The following is a 25104-nucleotide window of genomic DNA, read 5'->3' as shown; positions in this document are numbered from 1 at the left end:
GGTGGGGCAAAACAATTAGGGGAGGGAGGGGGAGGGAGTTTCTAACTTCCCCAACTTATCTAATTGAAAATTATATACAAAATTTTCTCATTGTCAAGTAGTATAAGCAGGGTGTTCCAAAATCCAACTAACTCTAATATTATAATGTTTGAAGCATGGATTTAGAATCTGTAAAGTCGGAGATAGGCAAGGTATTCAAGGGAAAGGATGAGATTATAACCTATTCGCTTGTGTGCCTTTTGTCTGGTGGGCATTTGCTTCTTGAGGATATACCTGGCGTTGGTAAAACCACCCTTGCCCTCTCAATGGCTAAGGTTCTTGGCCTTTCTTTTGCGCGAATACAATTCACCAGTGATCTTCTTCCTTCGGATATACTTGGTGTAAGCGTATATGACCAAGCAAAAAAGAGCTTTGTTTTCAAAAAAGGTCCTATTTTTAACAATCTTGTCTTAGCAGACGAGATAAACAGGTCAACGCCAAAGACCCAAAGCGCCCTTTTGGAAGCTATGGCAGAGGGGAAAGTATCCGTTGACGGTATAACTTATGAGCTACCCCAACCCTTTTTTATAATAGCTACTCAAAACCCTGTTGAACAGTATGGAACTTATCCTTTGCCAGAATCACAGTTAGACCGTTTTAGTATGAGGCTTAGCCTTGGATATCCAGACCCAGAAACAGAAATGCAAATCATAAGGGGAGAGAATCCCTTGGAAAGGGTTGAAAAGCTAAAACCAGTTGTTAAACCTCAAGATATTCTTACTACAATTGATGCCATAAAACGGTTTTATGTATCTCCGGAGGTAGCCAAACTTGTGGTTGCGATAGGGCAGGCCACAAGGCAACACCCTGGAATTGTTGTTGGCGTTTCTACAAGAGCTTTAATACATCTTGTAAACTGTGCAAAGGCGTTAGCTTACACAAAGGAAAGGGATTTTATCGTTCCAGAAGATGTTTTAGAGTTAGCACCCGTATGTTTATCTCATAGAATTATTACAAGGGATGGAGAATCTTCCATATCTCTTATAAGGCAGATAGTAGAGGATATTAGGTCTTCTTTAAAATCTTAATGATTTTTTCATTAATCAGGCATATAATTAAAAGAAATACCTTAGAAAGGAGGTGGCACAATGAAGAAAATAGCTATCGCATTGGCTGTGGCTTCTGGATTTGCTATGGCTCAAGAACAAAAACCTCTTGATCCTTGCGGTAGCCCCAAGGAATTCTATTCAAAGTACCTTTTGGACAAGTGCTACAAGGGATACTTTGATGCCATAATGGAAAGCAAAAAGGCAGCAGAAGAGGCCAACAAGAAGGTAAAGGACCTTGAAGGAAGGGTCCAAAAGCTTGAAGGTATAGCCAATGACCACGAAAGAAGGATAAAAGCACTTGAGGAAAGGCAAACGCCAGCTCCTAAGAAAGAAGAAGGCATTGGTCCTTACAAATGGCAATTGGAAGAGGTTGGCACAGTGCACTTTGACTTTGATAAGTTCAATATAAAGGCCTCCGAAGCCAAGAAGTTGGACGAGGTAGCCGAAAAGCTTAAAGGGGAAACAAGGGAAGTTTTGGTAGTTGGCTTTGCAGATACGAGGGGATCAAGCAAGTATAACTTCAACCTCTCCATGTGGAGAGCCCAAATGGTAGCCAGCTACTTGGCACAGAAGGGAGTGGATATAGGAAAGATAAAGATGGCTGCCTATGGTAAGGAAGTGGCAAAGCTTTTAGGCTCCAAGCATGCAGAACAAAGGGCAGTAAAGATCTATCTGGTTAAATAATCCCTTATCCTTCTGGCACCCTCTTGTAGGGTGCCCCCATCCTTAGCAAAGGATATCCTTATAAATTTATCTGTGTTGTTTTTACCAAAATCTATACCAGGTGTTACAGCAACCTTGGCCTCCCTTAAAAGCTTCATGGAAAGCTCATAGCCACTCATTCCATATTTGCTTACATCTATCCAGAGATAAAAGGCTCCTTCGGGATAAACATCTATTTTCCCTACACCATCAAGCTCTTTTATCAAAAGGTCCCTCCTTTTCTTGTATGTTTCTCTTACTTGTTCAAGATATTCATAGTCAAAGGCCTCAAGGGCTGCATACTGGCTTATTGTGGGTGCTGATATATAGAGGTTTTGGGATATTAACTCCGCTTTTCTTACAAGGTCCTCATCTGGCAGTATAAGCCAGCCAAGCCTAAAGCCCGGCATACAAAAGGCCTTTGAGAAACCATTTATTACTATGGCCCTTTGGCTAAATTCAAGGGCAGTTCTTTCTTTTCTATCGTATACAAGCCCATGATAGATCTCATCAGATATTAGGTATACGCCTTTTTCATCGCAAAACTGACAGAGAGCTTTTAAATTCTCTTCTTTATAAAGGTTCCCAGTAGGGTTGGATGGGCTGGAGATCTGTATAGCCTTAAAACCCTTTATGTCTATAAGATGGTCTGGAGTTATCTGGTAGTTTGTGCTGTGGTCCACATTGACCATTAGAGGTTCAATATCCAATATATGCGCAAAGTTCTTGTAGCAGGGATAAGAAGGGTCGGAAAGCACTATCTTATCTCCAAAATCCAACAGTAAGGCATAGGCTATTAAAAAGGCGGCAGAAGTGCCGGTTGTTATTATTATCCTTGAAGGAGATACCTCCACACCATAATAGTCATAATAATGCTTGGCTATCCTTTCCCTTAGCTCCCAAAGGCCAAGGCTTGGAGTATAGGAAAAGTTCCTATCTTTTATAATCCTTTCCAAAGCTTCAATAACCTTCGGTGATGGCTCAAGGTCTGGTTCGCCTATTTCCATATGTACCACATCTTTGATATTTTGGGCCTCTTTGAGTATATCCATAACAAGAAAAGGGCTTATCTTTTCAACCCTTCTCATCTCTTATATTCTCCAAAATGAACTTGGCTATTCCAATACCACCTGCTTCTGCGAGCTTTTTACTTAAGCCTTCAAGGAAGTTATCATAGTATAGCTTTGTATCAAAAGATTTATTTTGAAGCATTGGCTTAAAAGCCTCTTTGAGGACTTCCTTTAGAAGTATGGCTTCAAACTCTTTGGCTATATCTCTCTTGTCCCTTTTTACCAGTTCTGAGTATGTTAAACTTGGGTTTGAAAATAATACCTTATCCATTGTTAAAATTATAGCATGCTCCTTATTCTGATTATGCTTCTCCCAATAATTGCTTTTGGAGAGGTGGTCATAATATCTAACTTCCCATTAAGAAAAACCAACCTTGAAAAGGTTATAAACCTTGAAAACTATAAGGAGATGGTTGAGATAATAAGGAATGTGGAGGATGTAAAGGATGCATATCTTATGGAAGAAGAAAACAGAGTAACCATCTACATAGAAAGGTACCCAATCATAAAAAGGATACACATAAAAGGAAACATGGCAGTTGCAAAAGAAGAAATACTTTCTTACCTTGGCTTTTATGAGGGCATGCCTATCCGTGGACCAGAGTTTAATGAGATGGACTTACAAACAAGGATAAAAAGGTTATACATGGACAAGGGATTTTTGGATGCATCCGTTGGTGTTACTATGGAAGAAGATAAGGATGGTTATGTGGACCTTTACATAGGGATAGATGAAGGTCCAATTTATTTTACAGAAAGTGGAGTGTATAAAGGTTCAAGCTACGACCCATCCCTTTTGGACTCAAAGATAGGCTTGGTTAAGGGTAGGGTTTTTAAAGAAAGTTTATTTAAGGAGAGCATCTTCTCTCTTCAGGACTTTTATACAAAAGAAGGCTATTGGGACAGCTTTGCTTACTATGAAGGCATTGAAAAACTTAAGCTAAATAGGCCTTTTTACTCTGTGCTTGCTCCCAGGGATAAAACACTTGCCAGAAACCCGCTTAAGCTCCTCGGGTCCCTATCGGAAGGCATATCAAACCTTTTTAGCCATCCAATAGGAACATTAAAAGCTTTGATAGGTAGAGGTTATGTAGCCAGACCTGTATTTCAGATAATTGAAGGTAAAAGGTATAAGCTCAGCTTTGAGGGTACAAGCTTTTTTACACAACAAGACCTAACCGACATAAGCGAGCTTGAAAAGAAAGGCGTTGATCCTTTTTCTTTGGAAGAGGCAAAAGAAAACATAATTAAAGCCTATCATAGAAAGGGCTTTTTTGATGTGGAGGTTTATTATGAAGTTAAGGAGGGACAGATAAGCTTTAGGGTAAAAGAAGGGGAAAGGTATAAGGCCGTAGGTACGGTGCTTGATGGAGAGTTTTACGATGAAGATAGGTTAGAACAATTGTTAAAAATGGAGCTTGAACGCCTTATGGAAGAAGGCTATACATTAGCGGAAGGACGAATAAACAAAGAAGTTTTTAAGGAGGAAAAGAAGGTAAAAGTTAGCTTGGATATAAAACCTGGAAAAAGGCAAATACTTAAAGACTTTGTATATGACGGCCACAATCAAGAAATCAAAAAGATATTTTCAAGGCATGAAGAAAAACTTCCTGCCATATTCAACTCACAACTTGTGGAGTCTTTAAACTTGAATATACAAAATTATTTTCTTAAAAAGGGTTTTATGGAAGGCGATTTTGAAACACAGGTAAAATTGGAAGAGGATGACAAAAACATCTATTACACATACATATACACAGTAAATGAGGGGCCTGTTTATAAATTGGGAGAGACCATATACTATGGATACAAAAACACCACTTCCCGTGAGCTTTCTTATATGACTGAAAAGGCAGTAAATTACTCTGAAAGTTTAAACGATAAAACATTACATAACATGTTGAATAGTGGAATATTTACTGGTGTATATATAGATACTTTCGTTGATAAAAACAAAAAAACTGTACACAGGCTCATACAATTATCCGAAGACAAAAGAGGTATACTGGATTTTTCATTAGGATACAATACAGAAGAAAAAATTTCCTTAGAGGCATTCCTTGGTATGAAAAATATCTTTGGAATAGGGCTGTCCTCGGGTTTAAAATACAGAAAAACTGGTAAAAGAAAGCTTTATGATATAACACTTGAGGATAGGTTTATCTTTTCAAGTAGATACTGGTTTAAAGCCGACGCTTTCAAAAACTATGAAGAACATAAAAGCTACAATTTGGATTCTCGTGGTTTCAATCTACAGTTGGGCTATAGGATAACGGGCAATACATCCGTAGGACCAGTTTTTAGCCTTTTGAACAACCAGGTGAACGGGCAAAGCTTTTATATAAAAAAGTATGGTATTTTCTTAATAAGGGAGTTTAAAGATGACCTATTTTCTCCCAATAGGATTCATTACGATAGTTTAAACTTAAGCTTTGCAGAAGGCGATGCAAAATACACAAAGTTTGATCTATCCACCTTTTACCTAATACCATTAAAAAGGAACTTTAAGCTAAGCTTTAAGGTGGCTGGTGGTGTTGTAAGTCAAAAGGCACCTATATTTGAAAGGTTCTTCTTAGGCGGTCTTAGGGACCTTAGGGGCTATTCCTTTGAAGAGGTGGGACAACCTAATGGCGGAAGATACTACGCCTTTGGCAGGCTTGAGCTTATGTTTCCCATAAAAGGTTCCTTTGTTGGTGTGGTTTTTGGCGATGGTGGAAGTGTGGGAGATAAGTTAGAAGACCTTTCAAAAAGTATAAAGTCTGATTTTGGTGGTGGTGTTGGAATAAATACACCCATAGGTCCCGTTAGGCTGGATGTAGCCTTTCCCTTTGAAAGAGAGTGGTTTAAAAAGTATAAGATCTATCTATCCGTAGGCTACTACTACTAACGTCTATGTAAGCGTTTGTCTATCTCATGCTTGTAGCTGTCAATCTTTTCCTTTCTATAAATTGGATTGCTAAAATAAAGCATGCTTAGCGTGAAGGAAAGGACAACCAAAGCAAGGAGAGTTATAAGGGCTATATATTTCTTCATCTTTATAAAAGGGGGCCAAAGGCCCCGTGCTTGTTATTTCTTATGGTGTTTTTCAAGCCATTCGTAGTTGTATGGGTCCCAGTCTTCGGGCATGTGGGGTATCTTGTCAAAGTTGTGGGGAGGTGGTGGTGAAGGTATAAGCCATTCAAGGGAGGGTGATTGCCATGGATTATCTTCTGCCTTCTTGCCAAGCTTGGTGGAAAGGACGAGGTTGAGGATGGTTATGAGAACTCCAAAAGCAAGTATAAAGGCACCTATGGTTTGAAGCTCGTGGAGCTTTATCCAGCTATCAATAGCTGGATAGTCCGCATACCTTCTTGGCATACCTTCAAGGCCTACAATAAACTGTAAGAAGTAGAAGAGGTTAGAGCCTATCATTATAAGCACAAGTCCTATCTTTGCCCAAAGCTCGTTGTACATCCTGCCAGTTATCTTGGGATACCAGTAATGGAAACCTCCAAAGACAGCAAGAGTGAGAGCCATTCCAAGTACGTAGTGGAAGTGGGCTACAACAAAGTGGGAGTCATGCACAGCCATATCAAAGGCTGGAAGGCCCAATGGTATACCGGTAAGACCACCTATTAGGAACATAAAGATGGCGGAGAGGGTGTAGAGCATTGGTGCAGTAAGCCTAATGGAGCCTTTATAAAGGGTGAATATCCAGTTGAATATCTTTATACCAGTTGGCACACCTATAAGGACGGTTGTATAAGAGAAGATAATCCTTATCCAGTCTGGCACACCACTGGTAAACATGTGGTGTATCCAAACCATAAAGCCCAGTATGGCTATGCCCCATATGGCAAAGATCATGGATGTTCTTCCAAAGATCTCTCTCCTTGAGAAGGTGGCTACCATTTCAGAAATTAGACCAAAGGCTGGTAGGATCATAACATAAACAACTGGGTGAGAATAGAACCAGAAGAGGTTCTGATAGAGAAGTGGGTCTCCACCCCTTGTAGGGTCAAAGAAAGCAGTGTGGAAATACTTATCCATAAGAAGCATGGTGACTGCACCAGCAAGAGCTGGCACGCCAAGTATCTGTATTACGTTCATAGCCAAAAAGGCATGCAAAAAGAGGTTCATCTTCTTGAGGGTTATACCGGGCGCTCTCATGGTGAGGTTTGTCACCACCAAGTTTATGGCGCTTGCCAAGGAGGAGGCGCCAAGAAGGTGTATTATTAGAGCATAAAAGGCCACAGGACCAGCATTTTCATTGAGAGAAAAGGGTGGATAGCCTGTCCACATCATCCTTATATGGTTGCCGGGCAGTAGGGTTATAAGGGCAAGCACGCTTGCGGCGAAGAACAACCAGTAGCTAAGGGCGTTGAGCCTTGGAAAGGCCACATCCCTCGCACCTATCATAAGGGGCAAAAGGTAGTTTCCAAAAGAACCCCATATACCAACTGCCCACCAGAACTGCATCAAAACACCGTGAATGGTTAGAGCTTGATTGTAGGTATCTTCAGACATATATTGGAGACCGGGCTGGAACAGCTCCAACCTTATGGCAAGGGCGGAGAGACCTGCTATAAGGAAAAAGATGAGGCTTGTGATGCCGTACATTATGCCTATCTTTTTGTGGTCCGTGGTGAAGATCCACTCTTTTAGGCCTGCGCTAAAGTACGGCTTATAACCTACTGCTGCCATGGTGGCGCACCTCCTTTAAAGGTTTTCTTTATTAGATTCTTGGCTTGTTTGCGTGCCTTGGTTTAACCACTTTTCAAACTCTTCCTTTGGCACAACCTTCAAAACTGCAGCCATCTTTGAATGCTGTGTTCCGCAGTATTCCCTACAGAAGACCCAATACTCTCCAGGCTTGTTTATCTGGAACCACATGTGGGTAATCCTACCAGGCACAGCATCCTCCATAGCCTTTGCCGGATGAACGTAGAAGGCATGTATAACATCTCTTGATGTGAGAAGGACCTTTATAGGTGTTTCTGCAGGAAGATAAGCTTTAAACATATCATTAACCTGCTCTGGCTTTAGGTAGGCGTTGTTCTCTGGGTTGACCACACTGTTAAAGAAGGAATATACCTTTTTGCCGTTTGGGTATTCAAACTCCCAACCCCACATAAAGGCAGTTACCTTAATCTCCATAGCATTTTCTGGAGCATTTCTTTGAACCCTATAAAAGGCAAAGCTTTGGGTGGCAAGGTATATGACCACTATGGTTGGTATTATGGTCCAAAGTATTTCAAGGGCTTTACTTTCATGCACATGTTGAGCCTTTTCATTAACACCCTTTTTGTAGCGATACTTAAACAAGAAGTAGGCACCTGGTATAAAGACCACAAGATAAATGATTACAGAGACAATGAGCCATATTTCATACATAGTCTGCCAATAGTTGGCAGGATAAGCTAAGATTTCCTTCATTGGTGCACCTCCTTTTTATGTCTGTTGTAAAAGTATGCAAGGGAAAGGGTTGAAAAGAGGCCAAAAATGCCAAGGCCTGCAAAGATTAAGGTTGGGTCTATCACATACCTGCTACGTGAATGGTCATACCTGTAGCAGGCAAGCACGGCAAGGTCCACAAGGTTGTTTATTGAAGGCTTTTCCCTTTGGGCGTCTATGAAGGCAAGGCTTACATCCTTCTCCTTTAAAAAGGGACCATAGAGGTATCTCATCACCTTACCATCTGGCGATATGAATATGGTTACGTTTGGATGGATAAAGATTTTGTCTTTGTCTATGTAGTAGAACTTGTACCCTACCGATTGGGTAAGATTCCTTATATCTTCCTTAGATAGCACACCCACAAGCCAGTTTTCTGGCATGTCCGTGGTGCCAAAGTTCCTTAGCATAAAGTTTTTCATCGTTTCAAGATTATCCCTCTCATCAAAGGACAGTATCACATACCTGTATTCCTTAGATAAGCTTTTTGACACCTTATAAAGGTTTTGCGCTGTTATGGGACATACAGTGTCGCAAGTATAGTATGCAAATAGGAGGGCTGTGGGCTTATTGGAGATAAACTCCTTTAAACTTACTTCACCCTTTAAGGTTTTCACCTTAGCGTTGGCTATCTCTTTCCCTATGTATAGGTCCTCTTGTATCTTTACCACGCTTACATCCTGCTCGCCATAATAGCTTGTATACCTGCCGTATTCATAAGGTTCTCTTGCCATGGCAAGGGCAAAAAGGGTAAGGGAAAGCATAAAAATCCTCATGCCAAGCTACCTATAAGGTAAGCACTGCTTGCCACAAGAAGCCACATAATATCTACAAAGTGCCAGTAAAGGGTTATAGCTCTTATATAAGTATGGCCCTTATGCTCGTTTGCCTTACCACTTAGCAAGAGAAATAGAGCCACAAGCATGGTTAGAAGGCCAACCACTATGTGTGAGGTGTGTATGCCAGTAAGCATATAAAAGCCTGTGCCATACATGTTGGAGCTAAGGGTAAAGCCTTCATGCCATAGATGGAGCCATTCCTTTATGTGTATAGCCATAAAGGCAAGACCCAAAACCATCGTAAGTAGTACAAAAAGGGCGGATGCGGCATTCTTACCTTTTTCAAAAAGTTTTTCTGCTATAGCTATGGTGGCGCTTGAAGCCCAAAGGATAAAGGTAAGTATGAGGGGTATGGTAAGGTTAATGCCCTTTGGAACCCACTGGTGCCATACTTCTGCGTGGGTTGCCCTTGCCATATAAAAACCTGCAAACATAGTGCCGAAGATTACCACCTCGGACACTATAAAGAACATCATGGCGGGCATACCAAGCCCTTCTTCGTGGCCTTTGGAGAAGAACTCGTTGATCCACCCGGCTATGCCGATCACGAAAAGGACAAGGCTTACACCCCCAAAGATAAGGGCAAGCATAGGCTTTTGCCACACCATTAGGGCTATAAAGGTTAAGGGGACAAGTAATACAGCCAGCCCTACGGGCAGAGGCCAGTAGCTATACTCATGCTCTCCTAAGTGATGGTGGTGCACCTCCTGTGCCATCCTTTGCCTCCTTTTACTCTAAGCTATTAAATTGCAATACTTAAATGATACATGTTTGACCTTTGGTGATCTATAAGTTATGGTAATAGGAATATAAGAATTTCTTATGAATTTTATTGCCTACTTGAGGACCACCTCCAATATATTTTCTCTGCCCTCTTTCCAGCTTAATTTCCTTTCTATTTTTACAACCACGTGTTTTACCTCTTGCCATGGAAGGTCTATATAGGTTGGTTCTCTGTAAACAAGTGCATTTTTTGCTTGATAAGATAGAACCCTTACAATCCTTGCACTTTCTCCAGTTGGTAGAAGAGCATCTATTATGATGTATAGCTTGGGATCCCCTTGGTCTGCTGTAGGAAGATTATGAGGAATTCCAACATTCACAACCTTTAGCCTTAGATTTGCACCCCTTTCTAGTTCAACAATAATATCTTCTGGTTTTGCCTTTCCCGTAGGGAAGCTGTGATCATGCCTGGGCTTTTTGGTGTGAAAGTACTCAAAGGGAAACTTCTGAACAATCCTTTTTTCTCCCAAGGAAGGCATGTGGCAGTCTTGACAAGACTTTTGAACCTTTGTAAGGTGCCACTCCTTGTAAGTCTCCTGATGACAGCCAGCACAGAAAAAGGCCTTTGTATAGTTAAGGTCTTGCCTTGAAGGGTGGGGTGGAGACCAAACCTTGTGAGGTCCATGCATGGCCTTTGTTTCCTCTTTGAAATGACAGGCTACGCAGGAAATGCCATCCTCCTTAAACTCCACCCTTAAAGCTGGTTTTACCCCAGGGTCTACTTGGTGTGGTGCATGGCAGGAAAGACACTTATTCTTTGTGTAGTTTTCACTTTCAAGCCTAAACTTCTCACTTTTCCAAGCTATGGCATGCCTGCTTTTCTCCCACTCCTTGAATATGTCGCTATGGCAGTCTGCGCAACGCTTTGCCTGAGGCCTCTCAAGCAGGTCCTTTTCTACAAAAACATTACCACAAGAGCTTACGAAAAGGAAAAGTAGAAAAAATACTACCATTTCCCCTCTCCAAGTTATATAATATTATTCCACAGGCCCGGTAGCTCAGTTGGTAGAGCACCCGGCTGAAAACCGGGGTGTCGGCGGTTCAAGTCCGCCCTGGGCCATTTTCAAAAGCTCAACCCTTACACGGTAATCTACAAGTATCTCAAGAGGTTCCCTGTTTAAATAAGGGTCCAAAAAGGGTATGGCGTAGGGCGAAGTAAGTAGCTTTCTTTCTTCCTCGTAGGATAACTCATCCACACCACCAAAGTAGGCTTTTGTCCCTCCCCTTTTCCTGCCTACGCTTTTTGTGGTGGATAGGCTAAAGCCAAGTTCTTTAAGGGCTTTCCTTACAGGCAAGGAAGAGGTATAAGAGACCCATACACCCTCCTTATGCATAAGCCTTTTTATCTCTTTTAAGAAGTCAAGGCTCCAAAGCTCTGGATTTCTGTAAGGTGAAAAGCCATCATGAAAAACCGCATGGGCTTCAAAGTCTTTTATCTTCTTTATACTTTCCCTTGCATCCCCAAGGTAAAGCTTAAAACTTACACCATCTTCCTCAAAGCTGGGAAGCTTTTCCAAAATATTTTTGTGGATGCTTCTAAACTCTTTTGGCATTGGTGGAATTTGAGCAGGCACTTCCTTCTCAAGGGATATTATTTCAATCTCTATAAGTGGGTTTATCTCTTTTAACTTTTTGATGGCTACAGCCACATTATAGCCAAGTCCAAAGCCAATATCTAAGATGTTTATCCTTTTGAGGCTTTGTACCTTCTCCAAAAGTCCAGAAGGGTTAAAAAACTTTTCAAGACATTCCCTTATGGCACCGGCAGATAGGCTATGGTATGGTTCTCCGTAGTGGGAATGTATAAGAGTAAAATCACCTTCCTGTGTTTTCATAATTCCAGACCCTTCAAGGGAAGGCTTTAACCAAGATTTTAGCTCTAAAACCATAGTGCCTAATCTCTCTTCGGGTATATATATGCCTTCTCTTGCTAAATAGACTTTTATAACCCTTTCAACCTTCATAATTCAATTATTTTAGACCTTGTAATATTTCCTTCTTAGTTCGTCTATTACATTTTTATCAACAATGCCTTCTGCTACGATCTTTCCATTTATAACAAGGGTTGGCACGCATCTAATTCCATAGTTTTCAGCCAATTTACAGCAACTCCCATCTATACATTCACTTGCTCTATGAACCTCTAAATTCACCAAGGGAAAGCTCTTTCTTATCATGTTTTCCATCTTGTCGCAGAGTTTGCAATCCGCCCTAAAAAGTTCCCATTTCATAGTTTTATCATCTCCCTGTTTATGTAATATAGCAACCTTAGAATTTTGTCAAGGGAATTGCGAGGCTGTTTATAAACTGACCTTGTGAAAACAAAAATATAATTAAAATAAAATTTAACTATACGCCGGGTGAGAAATTAAGCATGATAGAGCGCCTTACCAAGAGAACATGGCTGGGGAAACCTCCTTAATTCTCTTTACTGCAAGTTTGAGATAATTTTTATTTATATCAATCCCCACACCCTTTCTGTTTAACTTCTTGCAGGCTACCATGGTAGTTCCTGAACCAACAAAAGGGTCAAGGACAAGGTCTCCCTCATAGGAGAATAGCTTTATACACCTGAGCGGTAGTTCAAGAGGGAAAGGAGCCGGATGACCAAGAGCTTTCCTGTTCTCTCCTGGGAAAGTCCACATTCCGTTTGTCCACTCTATGAACTCTTCCCTGCTTATGGTGGTCTTTCCTCTGTCTCTTCTTTTCCAGTTTTCCTTATATAGCAAGACTACCATCTCTACTGGGGCTATAATGTATGGAGCGGATGCAGACAGCCAGCTACCCCAGGCAGTTCTCCTTGAGATGTTTTGCTCATTCCAGACTATTGTGCTCTGATATTTGAGTCCTACCTTCTTTGCCAGGCACACCACATCCGCATATACGCTCTGAATACCCCCCTTGTTTTTGTCAAGGGGTATGTTAAGACACACTCTTCCATCATCCGCAAGCAGTTGGTAAAACCTTTTAAGATACCTCTCAGTAAAGCGCAAATACTCCTCATATCCCATGCTATCGTCTATAGTCCCATACTCCATCCCCACATTGTAAGGAGGAGAGGTCACTATTAAATTCACTTTCCCCCTTAGCTCTTCCAGATCCACTTTCAAGAAGTCATTGAGCAGCAATCTTATCTGCCCATCATCGTAAAACAAGTTTTGCTTTTCTATAGCTTCGGTAGCATTCTCTTTTTCCTGCTCTCTTAAAAAACTCTCCAATGCTTTATTAAACAGGACATTTAAACTCATCCCTTTTTCTATAGAGAGCTCTTTGAGTCTCTCGTATAACGCTGTAAGAATTCTTACCTTTGTCTCCTTGAAGTCTTTTTTTCTCAGATATTTCATAGAAGAAATTATACCACTAAATTCTGGGGGCTACTTTACCCGCGGTTCCTTTAGTTATAATTAGGCTTCCGATGGATGCGGATGAAAAGGAAGTTAGAAGGAAAAGACAAAGAGAGGTATCCCTTGTAGGAGAAGCTATTGAGAAGCGTATAATGCAAATTCTTGCGCAGGACAACAAAATAAGGGAAGAGTGTATTATCGGGCATGGACCAGCTCAGGCAGTAAGAGCAGAAACCTTTGTTCTCAGGGACTTTGAAAGAGATGAGAGTGTAGAGCTTCCTCATTTAATACTTTCTGTCAAATACACAAGAGAGACGGGAGAAGAGGTTTATATGTATATGGATGCGGACATAGTTATATATCACAAACTCTCAAGAAGAATAGTTTGTGTTATTTCTTCTAAAAAGTCTTTCAGGGAAAGAGGGGCACAGTCCGCTTACTGGTCATTAAAGAAAACGGGACGGGATTTTAAGTATATAATTGTCACTCCAGATAGTGATTTTGAACTCTACAATCCAGACAACCCATACAAGCAGGCAAAGTGGAGGACGATTTTAGAGAACGAAATGGATGCTGTATTCGTAATAGATAAAGGACCACCTTTCAAGAGCAGGAATTTTTATGTGGGAAATGACCACCTGAAGAACTACATAAGGGAGCTTTTATTATCACAGACTTTCTGAATTTCTCACTCAGCGTATAATTAAAATAAAATTTAACTATGGTATGAAGGGTTTTGAATGGACGCCACATAGAATATTGCTAACCTCTTTCTTAGTAGTAATACTCATAGGTTCTGTTCTTATATATTTTTCCACCACAAGACCCATAAGCTACTTGGATGCCCTCTTTACCGCCACCTCTGCCACCACAGTAACGGGTCTTGTAGTGCTTGACACGGAAAAGGACCTAAACTTCTTCGGAAAGGTTGTGGTGTTGGCCCTTATTCAAATAGGTGGCCTTGGATATATGACCCTTACCACTTACTTCTTTATAGCCCTTAGGAAGAGGCTTGGTTTGAGAGATAGGCTTATGCTGGCAGAGTCTTTTAACTATCCCGGTATGCATGGGCTTGTAAGGTTTATAAAAAGGATTATACCCCTTGTTTTCTTTATTGAGTTTCTTGGCATGCTTGCCCTCTTCCCGCCCTTTCTGTTTAAACTGAGGGACCCAGCATGGGCCTTTTTTGCAAGCCTATTTCATTCCGTTTCGGCCTTCAACAACGCCGGCTTTTCCACCTTTTCTGATAACCTTATGGGTTTTAGGGGAAATGTATGGGTAAACTTGGTTATAAGCCTTTTGATAATCCTTGGTGGGTTGGGCTTTTATGTTATATACGAGCTAATACTCTACAAAAGGGGTGAGATAAGGAGGATTTCTACACATACAAAGCTTGTCTTTTTGTCTTCTTCCTTTCTTATTCTTATAGGCTTTATTTTCCTTCTTTTTGACCTGTAGCGCTTCAAAGATATGTCTTTGGGAGAAAAGGTGCTTGCAAGCTTCTTTCATAGCGTTTCTGCCAGAACGGCCGGCTTTAACACCATAGATATTGCAAAGCTTTCTGAGGCATCCCAGTTTTTGATAATAAACCTTATGTTTGTGGGAGCTTCTCCCGGTGGCACTGGTGGGGGCATAAAAACCATAACGGCTGTGGTGGTCTTTTTGGCTGTGCTTTCTTATATAAAGGGTAGGCAAGATGTGGTAGTCTTTGGAAGGAGGCTCATAGAAGTTCAAGTGCATAGGGCTATGGTTATACTTAGCTTGGCCTTTGCCTACAACACTATTGTGGCCATGCTTCTGGCGGAGATTGAAAACATAAAACTATTGCCCGCTCTCTTTGAGACGGTATCGGCCTTTGCTACTGTGGGGCTTTCTTTGGGCAATCCTAAGGGCCTTAGCCTCTCTGCAGACTTTTCTCCCTTGGGTAAAGGCCTTATAATTCTAAGCATGCTCATAGGAAGGGTGGGCCTGCTTGGCTTTATGCTTGCCCTTGTGGGTAAAGAAAAACCAACTCATGTAAAACTTCCTGAGGCGAGGCTTTTGATATGAAGAAGGTTTTTGGAGTTATTGGACTTGGAAGGTTCGGTTTTAACGTGGCAAAGACCTTGGCCGAAGGCGGTGCGGAGGTTATAGCCTGTGATGTGGATGAGGAGAAGGTAAAGGCCATAGCGGAGCTTGTATCTCAAGCCTTCATACTTGATGCCACCGATGAAAAGGCCCTAAAGGAGTCTGGCATAGCCAATGCGGATGTGGTGATAGTGAGCATAGGTGAGAACATAGAGGCGAGCATACTGGTGGTGGTCCAGCTTATGGAGCTTGGAGTAAAGGAGATTATAGCAAAGGCGGTAAATCCTCTTCATGGAAGGATATTGGAGAGGCTTGGTATAAGCAGGGTCATACATCCAGAAAGGGATATGGCCATAAGGCTTGCCCACTCTCTACTTGTAGGTGGCTTTATAGAGGAGATACCCATAGCAGAAAACTACAGCATCTTTGAGATGCTACCACCACAAAGGCTTCATAATAAAGCACTTAAGGACATTGACCTAAGGAGGAAGTACGATATCACCGTTCTGGCCATAAAGAGGGGTGAAAGGTTTATAGTAAACCCATCGGGTGATGAGGTAGTGCTTCCAAACGACATACTTGTAGTATTGGGCAACAGGGAGAGGATAGTATCCTTGTGATAATATTCTATGCTAATGCGTAAGCTTTTGCTTCTTCTTCTCTTTGTTCTTCTTGGTGCCTTTGTGCTTATCTTTGCCATAAACAAGGGGGGAGAAAAGTATGCGGTGGTGGAAGAAAAGGAGATAAAGAGGTTGGTCTATGGCTCTGGCTATGCCAGAAGCAAGGATTATGTGCTTTTGAAGGCCGAGGTCTCTGGCTATATAAAGGAGGTCCTTGTAGAGGAGGGGGATTATGTAAAGAGGGGGCAGGTGCTTGCCCTTATGGACAGTGGCCCACTGGAAGAAAGCATAAAAGAAGTCTCTGAAAGGTTAAGCCTTGCAAGAGAGAGGTCAAGGGAGGACTCTCCCTATCTTAAAAGCTTGGAAAAGGCCTTAGAATCTGCCAAAGTAAGCATGGAAAACTCCAAAAGTGCCTTTGAAAGAAGGGAAAGGCTCTTTTCACAGGGGCTAATACCAAGGGAAGCCTACGAACAGAGTAAAACCCAGTATGAGATAGCCAAAAGAGAGTATGAGAGGGCAAAGAATGCTTATGAAGATGCTATAAGGTCCATAAACACCGAAAAAAGAGTGCTTGAAGCGGACCTAAAAAGACTTTTGAAAGAAAAGGAAAAGTATGTTATAAGAAGTCCCATAGAGGGCTATGTTCTCAAAAAGTATGTAAGCAAGGGTGATTATATAAACCATATAAGCCAAGACAATAAGCTTTTCTCCATAGGTTCAAGGGATTGGGAGGTTTGGCTGGAGGTGGATGAAGAGTATGCGGGGCTTGTAAAGGAGGGGCAAAGGGTGGTCCTTAAGCTGGATGCCTACCCAGATAGGACCTTTGAGGGGAGGGTGGCAAAGATAATAAGGGAGGTAGACAGAAGCAGAAAGCTCATCACCGTAAAGGTCCTTGCAGGCCTTCCAAAGGAAACACCCTTTGGCGCCACAGTGGACGGCCAGATAGAGGTGGAAAACAAAAAGATGCTTCTAATTCCGGCAAGCGCCTACAGGGATGGCTATGTGCTTGTCTATGATGGCATAAGGAAGATAAGGGTGCCGGTAGAAGTTGGAGAGAGGTTTGGTGAGTATATTGAGGTAAAAAGTGGCCTACGGCCCGGTCAAAGGGTTGTCTTGCCATGAACTATATCCTCTTTGTGGCCTTTAAGATGCTTCTTGAGAGAAAAAGGCAAACCTTGGTCTCCATCTTGGGCGTTTCTGTGGGTGTTTGCGCCTTTATAGTGATGAGCTCCCTCATGCTTGGCTTTCAAAACTACTTTATACAGCAGGTCATAGACTTGGAGCCTCACATAAAGATAAAGCCAAGGGAAGAAGAGCAAGAGGTGGAAAAATACGCCATCCTTCTTGGTGCAAAGCCAAAGGAAAAGGACAGGATACTTGGCTGGCAGGAGATCATAAAGGAGCTGGAAGAAAACCCACAGGTGGTAGGCAGTGCGGAAAGGCTCATAAGCAGGGGGATTTTAAAGTATGGTATAAAGGACAAGCCCATAACGCTCATTGGCATAAACCCGCAGAGGGAGCCGAGGGCTTCTGTGATAGAGAGGTTCCTTGTCTATAAAAGACTTGATAAGCTTGAGACAAACAGGACTGGTGTGATAATTGGCAGTCTTGTGGCAAGGAGCCTTGGGATAAAAGAGCTTGGCAAAAAACTTGTGCTTGTGGCACCAAACGGGAAAAGCCTTTTGGTGAGCGTGGAGGACTTTTTTGACTCTGGCATAACCAACATAGATGATACAAGGGTGTATATAAACATAAAAACCCTTCAAAGCCTTTTGGAAAGACAGGGAGAAGTAAACGAGATAGTGCTTAAGATAAGGGATGTGGACAGTGCAGAAAGGCTTGCAAGAGAGCTAAAAGAGAAAATACCCTACGAGGTGGAAAGCTGGCAAAGGGCCTACAGGAACTTTTTAAGCATCTTCAAAATCCAAAACATCATAACCTACATGATAGTCTTTGCCATCTTGACCGTTTCGGCCTTTGGCATCTTTAACATAATCATGATGACAGTCCTTGAGAAGAAAAAGGATATTGCCATACTTATGGCCATGGGCTTTACAAGAAGGGACATACTTTTTATCTTTGTGGTGCAGGGCCTCATAATAGGATTGCTTGGTGCCATAATAGGCTCTTTTCTTGGCTTTGGATTGCAAGAATACCTTGAGTCTGTGAGGCTTGATGTGGAGGGTCTAATAAGGACCAAGGGCTTTGTGCTGGACAGAAGCCCAATCCTTTACCTATATGCCTTTGCCTTCTCCCTCTTCTTCTCCCTTTTGGCAAGCCTATATCCTTCCTACAGAGCAAGCAGGCTGAACCCTGTGGACATCTTTAGAAGCCAATGATTGAACTAAGGGGAGTAAAAAAAGTCATAGGACAAGAGGAGATACTAAAAGGCATTGACATTGAAATAAAAAAAGGTGAGTTTGTGGCCATCATAGGTGCGAGCGGTTCTGGAAAAAGCTCCATGCTATACATAATGGGACTTTTAGATAGGCCCACAGAGGGGGAGGTTTTCTTTGAGGAGGAAAGGATAGACTTCTCCGAGGAAGAAAAGATATCCAAAATAAGAAACCAAAAGCTGGGCTTTGTCTTTCAATTCCATTATCTTTTGCCAGAGTTTAGCCTTTTGGAGAATGTGATGATACCAGCCATAAGGCTTGGGATGAAAAGAGAGGAAGCAAGGGAGAGGGCCTATGAGCTTTTGAGGAGGCTTGGCCTTGGTGGAAAGGAGAATAGGAAGATATACCAAATATCGGGAGGTGAGATGCAAAGGGTTGCCATAGCAAGGGCACTTATAAACAAACCCTTGGTTATCCTTGCAGACGAGCCTACAGGAAACTTAGACAGCAAAAACACCCAAGCGGTCATGGACATATTCAAAGACATAAACTCTGAAGGCACCACCATAGTGATGGTGACCCATGAACTGGAACTTGCCAAACAGGCGCACAGGATTGTGGAGATGAGGGACGGAAGAATACTATAAGGGCTTTTTTTAAAATTATTTGAAGCATACCTTTTGCGTGCAAAAACTCTTTGAGACAAAAACACAAAAACTTACTTTATCATCTCTTAATCATCCGTGAACCTACTTTTTAGGTTCATAACCTTTTGGATAAGATATATCAAGGCTTAGAAGCCTTTTTGCGAAAAATTCTCAATTCCCAACTGGAGGTTCGCGGAAATTTTGCTCCACTTGAACCACTTGACAGATTCCTAAAATTGGTGTATTATCTATATTAGCTTTAGGTGGTAGGTGTTGGGTTTTATCTGAACTATGTGGGATGTAAAGCTTTAGGGATATCAGAGGGCTTAGTAGAGATATCGTCGTTTTATCTGAACTATGTGGGATGTAAAGGGTGATCGCAAGAATCCGACGATGCACCCATCCCCTCCCCAGGTTTTATCTGAACTATGTGGGATGTAAAGACGTAGCCATGCCCAGATCTCGTCAATCACTTCATGGTTTTATCTGAACTATGTGGGATGTAAAGCACAGTTTCCCCGCCCGTCTATGAAGAGATGCCCAACGTTTTATCTGAACTATGTGGGATGTAAAGTGTGGAACTTTGCTCCCCGCCCGTTTATTTCAAATCCTGTTTTATCTGAACTATGTGGGATGTAAAGAGTAGCTCTTGCTGTCCGCCTCTGCGAGGATCTCGTCGTTTTATCTGAACTATGTGGGATGTAAAGCATCTTTTGTATAGCATAGTCAAGGTAGAGAGTGGTTTGTTTTATCTGAACTATGTGGGATGTAAAGGTCAGTTCTTTTGTTTTCTCTTGCAGTACAGGAAAAGGTTTTATCTGAACTATGTGGGATGTAAAGCTTCTCCCAATCTGATCATAGCTCAACCTCCTTCTTTGTTTTATCTGAACTATGTGGGATGTAAAGTTGTTTTGCATAGCCGCACCTCCTTTAAGGTTTTTAGTGGTTTTATCTGAACTATGTGGGATGTAAAGCATGTAATAGTGGGCCGGTGGTTTTCCGTATAGCCGACGTTTTATCTGAACTATGTGGGATGTAAAGTCTTCCTTTACAACTATTTCCTGCCCTAAAGCCCTTAGTTTTATCTGAACTATGTGGGATGTAAAGTGGGATGTAAAGTAAGAAGCCTATTCAAAAAGCTTAACAGCTTCCTTTAAAACCATATCCACCTTCTCTTGGCTTGGCATCTCCACATATATCCTTATGAGTGGTTCTGTGCCAGAGGCTCTAAGGAGAAGCCAGCCATCATCCTCAAAGATGAGCTTTAGGCCATCAAGGGTATTTACCTTAAAAACCTTAAAGTCTCCAAGCTTCTCTGGTGGGTTCTTTATAAGTTCTTTTAGCCTTTCCTTTTTGTCCTCTTCCGCATGAAGGTCCACTCTCTTATAGTAGGCCTCTCCGTATTCTTTAAAGATTTCTTCTATTATTCCAGAGAGGGGCTTGTCCTTTAACATAATAAGCTCCAGAAGGTTCAAACCAGTAAAAAGTCCATCCCTTTCTGGAAGAAAATCCACAATGCCATATCCACCGCTCTCCTCACCACCAAAGAGGACCTTTTCTCTTATTATGACCTCGTTTATGTTCTTAAAGCCCACTGCCACCTCTTTTAGCTCCACGCCGAAGGCCTTGCATATCCTGTCAGCAAGGTAGGTGGTGGAGACTGTTTTTACCACCAGACCATCCCTTAGCCCTTTGTTCTTCAAGAGATGATAAAGCAAAAGCACATAGATGAGCTGTGAGTTTACAAAGTTCCCTTTTTCATCCACAAGGGCTATCCTGTCTCCATCTCCGTCGTTGGCTATGCCAAGGTCTGCACCAAGGGACCTAACTTTAAGGATTAGTGGTTGAAGATGCTTTTCTACAGGTTCTGGCGCATGGCCTCCAAAGAGGGGGTCCCTGTAGCTTCTTATGTTTATAACAGAGGTCTTTGTGCCGGTGAGTATATGAGAATAGGTGCCAAGGGCAGAGCCATACATGGCATCATGGACCAAAAGCATATCCCTTTGTGATAATAGCTCCATGTTTATCCTGTTTTTTACCTCCCTCATATACTCTCCCCAGATGTTTATATACTCTGGCTTAAAGTTCTCCGGCTTTATATCTTCTGAAATCTCTTTTTCTACCTCCGATATAAACTCTGGTGTGGCAGAGCCACCAAAATAGTCCTTTATCTTGTAGCCGTTATACTCCGGCGGATTGTGAGATGCGGTTATCATAACACCGTTATCAAAGCCCATATACCTTACGGCAAAGGAGATCATGGGAGTGGTGCAAGCTTTATTAGCAATATAACACTCAAAGCCAAGGGTTCTAAAAACCTTATAAACCTCAAGGGCAAAATGCTCCGACATAAATCGGTTATCATAGCCCACTATAACTTTATTCTTTCCTTTCCTTTGAAGCACCTTGGCATGGGCATAGGCAACCCTTCTTACGTTTTCAAAGGTAAAGCTTTCGCCTATTATGGCTCTCCAACCATCGGTGCCAAACTTTATCATTTTTGTCCTCCTTGAGGTATGTTTATTATGGGGGTCATCCTTGTATCATATGGGATTAGTATGATGGTGTTGTTGGGGCTTTTGGCATACTCTTGAATGTTCTCTATAAACTTCCAAGTAAGGTATTCTTTGGTTAAAGAGCCGGCTATTATTCTGTTTGCCTCCGCTATACCTTGCGCCTCCACCTTTTTCCTTTCGGCCTCCAGTCTTTCCTTTTCCAAAAGAAACTGCATCCTTTGGGCCTCTTCGTAAGCTTTGCGCTTTTCTTCTATTGCCCTTACCACGCTTTCTGGTAGCCTTATATCCCTTATTAGCACATCTTCAAGGATTAGATACCTTTTCATGAGCTGGTTTCCCACCTCCCTTTTTATCTTCTCTTGGAGCTTTGTCCTCTCCTGATAGACCACCGAGCTTTCCATCTCCGCTATGGCATCCCTAACAGAGGTTCTAACTATCTGTTTTATAAGCTTCTCTTCGTAATCTGGACCGTATTCTCTGAGGAGCTCGGGGGCCTTTTTCCCATCCACCCTATAAAGCACGGCCACATCCATGTTTACAGGCAAGCCGTCCTTTGAAAGGGAGCTTATGGGGTTGTTCTTTTCTCTTGTAAACTCCACAGCCCTTGTCCTTATCTCCACCTTTTCCACGCTTTGAACTATGGGTATTCTAAGGTGCAAGCCCTCCCACATGGGCGTGGGGTCTATCTTTCCCAAGGTCCTCTTCACACCCACAAAGCCAGAGGGTATTATAACAAAGGGATTGCCTATGAAGAACAGCAGAAGTATTAGTATGGGCAAAACCACGAGGTATGGCATAGACCTTAAGCCTTCTGTATTTACTTTTTTCATACTTTACCCCTCCATGCTTCTATTATACACACTGGCTAAAAATTCCTCGTCCGGGCTTTAAGGACTATTATAATTTTTTATGGTGCTGTAGATGATTTCACAAGAAGTTTTAAAAGAGGCTCTTAAAAAGAACAAGCTGAAAAGCGAGGTTTATGGAGACTTAGAATACCTTCGCTTTACCGACGACTTTAAGGATATACCAAGGGGTACTGTGCTTTTGAAGGATACCATCCTTTGGGGCTATCCTCACATAGGCAGGATATTCCAGCTTTCCACAGGCATAAGGGAGCAGTTTGAAGGGCCCTTTTGGGTGGAGGAAAAGGTAGATGGCTACAACGTTAGGGTCTTTATGCACAATGGAGAGGTCTATGCCCTTACAAGGGGTGGTTATGTATGCGCCTTTACCACTGATAGGGTAAAGGATTTTGTAAATCTGGAGGTCTTTGAAAAGTACCCAGACCTTGTTTTGTGTATGGAAGTGGCTGGCCCAGAAAACCCTTATGTGGAAGAAAGTCCGCCATACATCAAGGAAGACATAGCCTTTTTCCTTTTTGATATTATGCAAAAAAATCAAAAAAGCTTTCTACCTTATAGAGAAAAGCTAAGGATAATAGAGGAGTTTAACCTTCCAAGCGTGGAAAGGTATGGCTTATACACTCCAGAGCAGGTGGAAGACCTAAAAAATCTTCTCAAAAGGCTAAACGAAGAAAAGAGAGAAGGTGTTGTGCTAAAGGAAGACTCGGAAAGGGACAAGAGGGTAAAGTACATAACAAGCTACGCAAACCTTAACGATATAAGGATAACTTCCCTTAACATGCTTGGCCTTCCTGCAGATTACTATACCAACAGGCTCTTGAGGCTTGTGCTATTTTTGGAGGAGGAGGGCCTAAAAGGGGATGAAGAATTGCAAAAAGAACTTGGAAAAGCCTTTCTTGATGGGCTTTTTGAAGCTTGCAGGATGGCAAGGGAAGAGGGAAAGGTTTATAGAGTCTTTAGGTGTAGGTTTAGAAGTAGGGAAAAGGCTTTGGTATTCTTAGAGCAGATAAAACATGCATCCACACACATACAAGTGAATATGTTATCCCTTGAAAAGGAAGGAGATTTTTGGGTGCTTGAGTTTGAAAAGGTTTTCCTCAACATGACAGGCCTTTTGGGCTACCTTTTGAAAGGCGGATCGCTTATAGACTAAACCTCTACAGTAAGCTTTCAAGCATATGCCTAAAGCCCTTTGGGTCTATAAGTTTTATACCCACCTTATCAGCCCAATTTCTCAAACCCTCATCACCAGACACCAAAATGGCATCAAGCTCATAGGCAAGCAAAAGCACATCAAGGTCCTCTTTACTATCTATTATGCCAGCCCTTAGGGCTTCTCTATACTTCTCCCTTAGCTTGTTTATGAGCCTTCCCACATCTTCCTCGCTCATCCTTCCCGCTTCCTTTGTATGCTCTTCTGCAATCCTAAGCCCTTTGTTTATCCTGTATCGCACCTCTTCTATAAACTCATAAAGGAACTCTGCTGGCACCATCAGGTTAAACCTTCTGGGAGACCTTATCCTTACAGCAAGCTCAAACTTTGGCCTAAGGCTTCCAAGCTCTACCATCTTGTTAAACTCTTCATATACAGAGGTTGGCATATAGAACCTTGCTTTACTATGAAGTGCCAAAGATATGAAGTTTTCTATGGCTCCTATCTGGTCCTTTTCAAACTGGGTGTATATGTCTGGATTGGTAAAGATGCTTGTATCCAGCACAAAAATTTCTATGTCCTTTTCCATGATTTATATTTTATAACTAAAGAAAACGCCGGGTGAGAAATTAGACCTCAAGTTCACCCCTCCTATAATAGCTATATCCAATAGCATAAGCATATACATACACAAGCACACAAGTTAAAGTCCTCCACCCACTACCAGCATTAAAAAGCTTTATCTGACTTATAACACCTTCCACTACCTGCCTTTTTGCCCTCATCTCCCTACTACCACACACAATCACACCTTCACAACCCCTATAACCCCTATCTCCATACACCACACAACTCTCCACAAGCTTCCTAAACCATAAACTCCTTCTCTTCCTTTCCCTAAATGCCCTAACCTCATGCACACTTCCAAAGCTTATCCACACATCATAAACTCTTCCCCACCTATCACATAACACCATCATCAACATGCCATACCTGACCTCCTCAAACTCCACTACCTTCCCATTGTCTCTCCGAACTATCTTCCTTCTCCTCTTTGCCCACCATACCTTCCCTCTTACCCTCCTTATCTTCTGTGTCCTCGCCCTGTTTACATTGGCTATGTCCACTATGGTTCCATCTATTACAAGTTCTATCTTCTTACCATACAAAAGCCTTGCTAAAATCATAAGCCTCAGCTTGTGAAGCTTGTATTCTCTCAATATCCTGTATACTCTCTTGAGTCTGTATCTTCTGAAGATATGCCATGATTGTATGGATGGGTCAATAAGTAGTTTAGCTAAGGTGAGGACTTTTGTATTGGTTATGTAGGAGAGTATAAAGATGGCTGCTATATGGATGTCTGTGAGTTTAGGCTTTCTGCCTGCTTTAGCTTTTGGCACATTAAGGAATGGCAAGGCATTTTCAAGGTCTTTTAGGATTTGTTGGTAGATGCGTAGGTAAGGTGGTATAATTTCCATGATAAAAACCTCCGATGGTTTTTAGGGCTACTATTATAGTAGCCCTGCTGTCTTTTTATTGATATGGAAGGTTTAGCTTAAAGGGAATTTCTCACTCGGCGTATGATTTATATTTTATAACTAAAGAAAGAGCCAAAGATTGCAGAAGTCTTAAAAAAAGCT

At 41.9% G+C, this 25104-nt stretch carries 23 protein-coding genes, 1 tRNA gene, 2 pseudogenes and 1 CRISPR repeat array; of the genes and pseudogenes, 11 read left to right on the top strand and 15 right to left on the bottom strand.

Features of this window, described 5'->3' with window-relative positions; all coding sequences use genetic code 11:
- Positions 1–155: 155 nt before the first annotated feature.
- Together ACZ5GB_RS08525 and ACZ5GB_RS08520 are read left to right on the top strand one after the other, a co-directional pair.
- Positions 156–1067 carry an AAA family ATPase gene (locus ACZ5GB_RS08525; RefSeq protein ID WP_464326796.1) on the top strand — a complete coding sequence of 304 codons (912 nt, stop codon included), beginning with the start codon at positions 156–158 and terminating at the stop codon, positions 1065–1067.
- 60 nt (positions 1068–1127) lie between these two features.
- Entirely contained in the window at positions 1128–1772 is a 645-nt protein-coding gene (locus ACZ5GB_RS08520) for an OmpA family protein (RefSeq protein WP_464326795.1), read from the top strand.
- Here ACZ5GB_RS08520 and ACZ5GB_RS08515 read toward each other — a convergent pair.
- Positions 1757–2878: a pyridoxal phosphate-dependent aminotransferase gene (locus ACZ5GB_RS08515; protein ID WP_464326794.1), complete on the bottom strand. Its 1122-nt coding sequence runs from the start codon at positions 2876–2878 to the stop codon at positions 1757–1759. The two genes, ACZ5GB_RS08520 and ACZ5GB_RS08515, sit on opposite strands and share 16 nt — an antisense overlap.
- Positions 2865–3131 carry a hypothetical protein gene (locus ACZ5GB_RS08510; protein ID WP_464326793.1) on the bottom strand — a complete coding sequence of 89 codons (267 nt, stop codon included), beginning with the start codon at positions 3129–3131 and terminating at the stop codon, positions 2865–2867. The genes ACZ5GB_RS08515 and ACZ5GB_RS08510 overlap by 14 nt, the downstream gene beginning before the upstream one ends.
- 15 nt (positions 3132–3146) lie before the next feature.
- Here ACZ5GB_RS08510 and ACZ5GB_RS08505 point away from each other — a divergent pair, with 15 nt between their 5' ends.
- Positions 3147–5747, top strand: a complete 2601-nt coding sequence (locus ACZ5GB_RS08505) for a BamA/OMP85 family outer membrane protein (RefSeq protein ID WP_464326792.1) — start codon at positions 3147–3149, stop codon at positions 5745–5747.
- On the opposite strand, the gene ACZ5GB_RS08500 is transcribed toward ACZ5GB_RS08505, so the two are convergent.
- The 6 genes from ACZ5GB_RS08500 to ACZ5GB_RS08475 form a co-directional block, all read right to left on the bottom strand.
- On the bottom strand, positions 5744–5893 hold the full coding sequence (locus ACZ5GB_RS08500; RefSeq protein ID WP_464326791.1) for a hypothetical protein: 150 nt from the start codon (positions 5891–5893) through the stop codon (positions 5744–5746). The genes ACZ5GB_RS08505 and ACZ5GB_RS08500 overlap by 4 nt on opposite strands.
- Before the next feature lie 33 nt (positions 5894–5926).
- Positions 5927–7543, bottom strand: a complete 1617-nt coding sequence (locus tag ACZ5GB_RS08495) for a cytochrome c oxidase subunit I (RefSeq protein WP_464326790.1) — start codon at positions 7541–7543, stop codon at positions 5927–5929.
- Between the two features lie 15 nt (positions 7544–7558).
- Entirely contained in the window at positions 7559–8275 is a 717-nt protein-coding gene (gene coxB / locus ACZ5GB_RS08490; RefSeq protein ID WP_464326789.1) for a cytochrome c oxidase subunit II, read from the bottom strand.
- A complete protein-coding gene (locus ACZ5GB_RS08485) occupies positions 8272–9069 on the bottom strand; it encodes an SCO family protein (RefSeq protein WP_464326788.1) in 798 nt (265 codons plus the stop codon). The genes coxB and ACZ5GB_RS08485 overlap by 4 nt, the downstream gene beginning before the upstream one ends.
- Positions 9066–9848, bottom strand: coding sequence for a cytochrome c oxidase subunit 3 (locus ACZ5GB_RS08480; protein WP_464326787.1), 783 nt, complete (start codon positions 9846–9848; stop codon positions 9066–9068). The genes ACZ5GB_RS08485 and ACZ5GB_RS08480 overlap by 4 nt, the downstream gene beginning before the upstream one ends.
- Positions 9849–9968: 120 nt before the next feature.
- On the bottom strand, positions 9969–10868 hold the full coding sequence (locus ACZ5GB_RS08475; protein WP_464326786.1) for a multiheme c-type cytochrome: 900 nt from the start codon (positions 10866–10868) through the stop codon (positions 9969–9971).
- 34 nt (positions 10869–10902) lie between these two features.
- On the opposite strand from ACZ5GB_RS08475, the gene ACZ5GB_RS08470 reads away from it, so the two are divergent.
- A tRNA-Phe gene (locus ACZ5GB_RS08470) sits at positions 10903–10975 on the top strand.
- A 205-nt stretch (positions 10976–11180) separates the two neighbouring features.
- Here ACZ5GB_RS08470 and ACZ5GB_RS08465 read toward each other — a convergent pair.
- The 3 genes and pseudogenes from ACZ5GB_RS08465 to ACZ5GB_RS08455 form a co-directional block, all read right to left on the bottom strand.
- Positions 11181–11468: pseudogene (locus tag ACZ5GB_RS08465) on the bottom strand (MnmC family methyltransferase); the annotation flags it as partial.
- A gap of 423 nt (positions 11469–11891) precedes the next feature.
- A complete protein-coding gene (locus ACZ5GB_RS08460) occupies positions 11892–12146 on the bottom strand; it encodes a thioredoxin family protein (RefSeq protein ID WP_464326785.1) in 255 nt (84 codons plus the stop codon).
- A gap of 156 nt (positions 12147–12302) precedes the next feature.
- Positions 12303–13259, bottom strand: a complete 957-nt coding sequence (locus tag ACZ5GB_RS08455; protein WP_464326784.1) for a DNA-methyltransferase — start codon at positions 13257–13259, stop codon at positions 12303–12305.
- 71 nt (positions 13260–13330) lie between these two features.
- Here ACZ5GB_RS08455 and ACZ5GB_RS08450 point away from each other — a divergent pair, with 71 nt between their 5' ends.
- The 6 genes and pseudogenes from ACZ5GB_RS08450 (at position 13331) to ACZ5GB_RS08425 (ending at position 18929) form a co-directional block, all read left to right on the top strand.
- A complete protein-coding gene (locus ACZ5GB_RS08450; RefSeq protein ID WP_464326783.1) occupies positions 13331–13942 on the top strand; it encodes a BsaWI family type II restriction enzyme in 612 nt (203 codons plus the stop codon).
- Positions 13943–13985: 43 nt separating this feature from the next.
- Positions 13986–15308: pseudogene (locus ACZ5GB_RS08445) on the top strand (TrkH family potassium uptake protein).
- Positions 15305–15946 (top strand): potassium channel family protein, encoded by a 642-nt coding sequence (locus ACZ5GB_RS08440; RefSeq protein WP_464326782.1) that lies wholly within the window; start codon positions 15305–15307, stop codon positions 15944–15946. The pseudogene ACZ5GB_RS08445 and the gene ACZ5GB_RS08440 overlap by 4 nt, the downstream one beginning before the upstream one ends.
- Before the next feature lie 15 nt (positions 15947–15961).
- Complete coding sequence (locus ACZ5GB_RS08435) at positions 15962–17068, top strand: efflux RND transporter periplasmic adaptor subunit (protein ID WP_464326781.1); 1107 nt, start codon at positions 15962–15964, stop codon at positions 17066–17068.
- Positions 17065–18285: an ABC transporter permease gene (locus ACZ5GB_RS08430; RefSeq protein WP_464326780.1), complete on the top strand. Its 1221-nt coding sequence runs from the start codon at positions 17065–17067 to the stop codon at positions 18283–18285. Before ACZ5GB_RS08435 ends, ACZ5GB_RS08430 begins: the two co-directional genes overlap by 4 nt.
- The gene (locus ACZ5GB_RS08425) at positions 18282–18929 is read left to right on the top strand and encodes an ABC transporter ATP-binding protein (protein WP_464326779.1); all 648 of its coding nucleotides are present in this window, start codon (positions 18282–18284) and stop codon (positions 18927–18929) included. Before ACZ5GB_RS08430 ends, ACZ5GB_RS08425 begins: the two co-directional genes overlap by 4 nt.
- Before the next feature lie 277 nt (positions 18930–19206).
- Positions 19207–20036: direct repeats of the CRISPR family, unit length 29 nt; unit sequence GTTTTATCTGAACTATGTGGGATGTAAAG.
- Positions 20037–20056: 20 nt separating this feature from the next.
- Here the strand turns inward: ACZ5GB_RS08425 and ACZ5GB_RS08420 are convergent.
- Both ACZ5GB_RS08420 and ACZ5GB_RS08415 read right to left on the bottom strand, forming a co-directional pair.
- Positions 20057–21427: a phosphoglucomutase/phosphomannomutase family protein gene (locus tag ACZ5GB_RS08420; RefSeq protein WP_464326778.1), complete on the bottom strand. Its 1371-nt coding sequence runs from the start codon at positions 21425–21427 to the stop codon at positions 20057–20059.
- Entirely contained in the window at positions 21424–22275 is an 852-nt protein-coding gene (locus tag ACZ5GB_RS08415) for a prohibitin family protein (RefSeq protein ID WP_464326777.1), read from the bottom strand. The genes ACZ5GB_RS08420 and ACZ5GB_RS08415 overlap by 4 nt, the downstream gene beginning before the upstream one ends.
- A 91-nt stretch (positions 22276–22366) precedes the next feature.
- On the opposite strand from ACZ5GB_RS08415, the gene ACZ5GB_RS08410 reads away from it, so the two are divergent.
- Positions 22367–23464, top strand: a complete 1098-nt coding sequence (locus ACZ5GB_RS08410; protein WP_464326776.1) for an RNA ligase — start codon at positions 22367–22369, stop codon at positions 23462–23464.
- A gap of 4 nt (positions 23465–23468) precedes the next feature.
- Here ACZ5GB_RS08410 and ACZ5GB_RS08405 read toward each other — a convergent pair whose 3' ends face one another.
- Positions 23469–24053, bottom strand: a complete 585-nt coding sequence (locus ACZ5GB_RS08405) for an RNA ligase partner protein (RefSeq protein ID WP_464326775.1) — start codon at positions 24051–24053, stop codon at positions 23469–23471.
- A 40-nt stretch (positions 24054–24093) separates the two neighbouring features.
- Positions 24094–24942: a hypothetical protein gene (locus ACZ5GB_RS08400; RefSeq protein WP_196607743.1), complete on the bottom strand. Its 849-nt coding sequence runs from the start codon at positions 24940–24942 to the stop codon at positions 24094–24096.
- Between the last annotated feature and the right edge of the window lie 162 nt (positions 24943–25104).

The organism is Hydrogenobacter subterraneus, from assembly GCF_055390195.1.
Note: the sequence above shows the minus strand (reverse complement) of the source record. Positions and strands in the feature narration are given on the sequence as shown.

Excerpts from the sequence above, each read along its gene's own strand:
- ACZ5GB_RS08525 (WP_464326796.1), top strand. The coding sequence starts at position 156 with ATGGATTTAGAATCTGTAAAGTCGGAGATAGGCAAGGTATTCAAGGGA.
- ACZ5GB_RS08520 (WP_464326795.1), top strand. The coding sequence starts at position 1,128 with ATGAAGAAAATAGCTATCGCATTGGCTGTGGCTTCTGGATTTGCTATG.
- ACZ5GB_RS08515 (WP_464326794.1), bottom strand. The coding sequence starts at position 2,878 with ATGAGAAGGGTTGAAAAGATAAGCCCTTTTCTTGTTATGGATATACTC.
- ACZ5GB_RS08510 (WP_464326793.1), bottom strand. The coding sequence starts at position 3,131 with ATGGATAAGGTATTATTTTCAAACCCAAGTTTAACATACTCAGAACTG.
- ACZ5GB_RS08505 (WP_464326792.1), top strand. The coding sequence starts at position 3,147 with ATGCTCCTTATTCTGATTATGCTTCTCCCAATAATTGCTTTTGGAGAG.
- ACZ5GB_RS08500 (WP_464326791.1), bottom strand. The coding sequence starts at position 5,893 with ATGAAGAAATATATAGCCCTTATAACTCTCCTTGCTTTGGTTGTCCTT.
- ACZ5GB_RS08495 (WP_464326790.1), bottom strand. The coding sequence starts at position 7,543 with ATGGCAGCAGTAGGTTATAAGCCGTACTTTAGCGCAGGCCTAAAAGAG.
- coxB (WP_464326789.1), bottom strand. The coding sequence starts at position 8,275 with ATGAAGGAAATCTTAGCTTATCCTGCCAACTATTGGCAGACTATGTAT.
- ACZ5GB_RS08485 (WP_464326788.1), bottom strand. The coding sequence starts at position 9,069 with ATGAGGATTTTTATGCTTTCCCTTACCCTTTTTGCCCTTGCCATGGCA.
- ACZ5GB_RS08480 (WP_464326787.1), bottom strand. The coding sequence starts at position 9,848 with ATGGCACAGGAGGTGCACCACCATCACTTAGGAGAGCATGAGTATAGC.
- ACZ5GB_RS08475 (WP_464326786.1), bottom strand. The coding sequence starts at position 10,868 with ATGGTAGTATTTTTTCTACTTTTCCTTTTCGTAAGCTCTTGTGGTAAT.
- ACZ5GB_RS08460 (WP_464326785.1), bottom strand. The coding sequence starts at position 12,146 with ATGAAATGGGAACTTTTTAGGGCGGATTGCAAACTCTGCGACAAGATG.
- ACZ5GB_RS08455 (WP_464326784.1), bottom strand. The coding sequence starts at position 13,259 with ATGAAATATCTGAGAAAAAAAGACTTCAAGGAGACAAAGGTAAGAATT.
- ACZ5GB_RS08450 (WP_464326783.1), top strand. The coding sequence starts at position 13,331 with ATGGATGCGGATGAAAAGGAAGTTAGAAGGAAAAGACAAAGAGAGGTA.
- ACZ5GB_RS08440 (WP_464326782.1), top strand. The coding sequence starts at position 15,305 with ATGAAGAAGGTTTTTGGAGTTATTGGACTTGGAAGGTTCGGTTTTAAC.
- ACZ5GB_RS08435 (WP_464326781.1), top strand. The coding sequence starts at position 15,962 with ATGCGTAAGCTTTTGCTTCTTCTTCTCTTTGTTCTTCTTGGTGCCTTT.
- ACZ5GB_RS08430 (WP_464326780.1), top strand. The coding sequence starts at position 17,065 with ATGAACTATATCCTCTTTGTGGCCTTTAAGATGCTTCTTGAGAGAAAA.
- ACZ5GB_RS08425 (WP_464326779.1), top strand. The coding sequence starts at position 18,282 with ATGATTGAACTAAGGGGAGTAAAAAAAGTCATAGGACAAGAGGAGATA.
- ACZ5GB_RS08420 (WP_464326778.1), bottom strand. The coding sequence starts at position 21,427 with ATGATAAAGTTTGGCACCGATGGTTGGAGAGCCATAATAGGCGAAAGC.
- ACZ5GB_RS08415 (WP_464326777.1), bottom strand. The coding sequence starts at position 22,275 with ATGAAAAAAGTAAATACAGAAGGCTTAAGGTCTATGCCATACCTCGTG.
- ACZ5GB_RS08410 (WP_464326776.1), top strand. The coding sequence starts at position 22,367 with ATGATTTCACAAGAAGTTTTAAAAGAGGCTCTTAAAAAGAACAAGCTG.
- ACZ5GB_RS08405 (WP_464326775.1), bottom strand. The coding sequence starts at position 24,053 with ATGGAAAAGGACATAGAAATTTTTGTGCTGGATACAAGCATCTTTACC.
- ACZ5GB_RS08400 (WP_196607743.1), bottom strand. The coding sequence starts at position 24,942 with ATGGAAATTATACCACCTTACCTACGCATCTACCAACAAATCCTAAAA.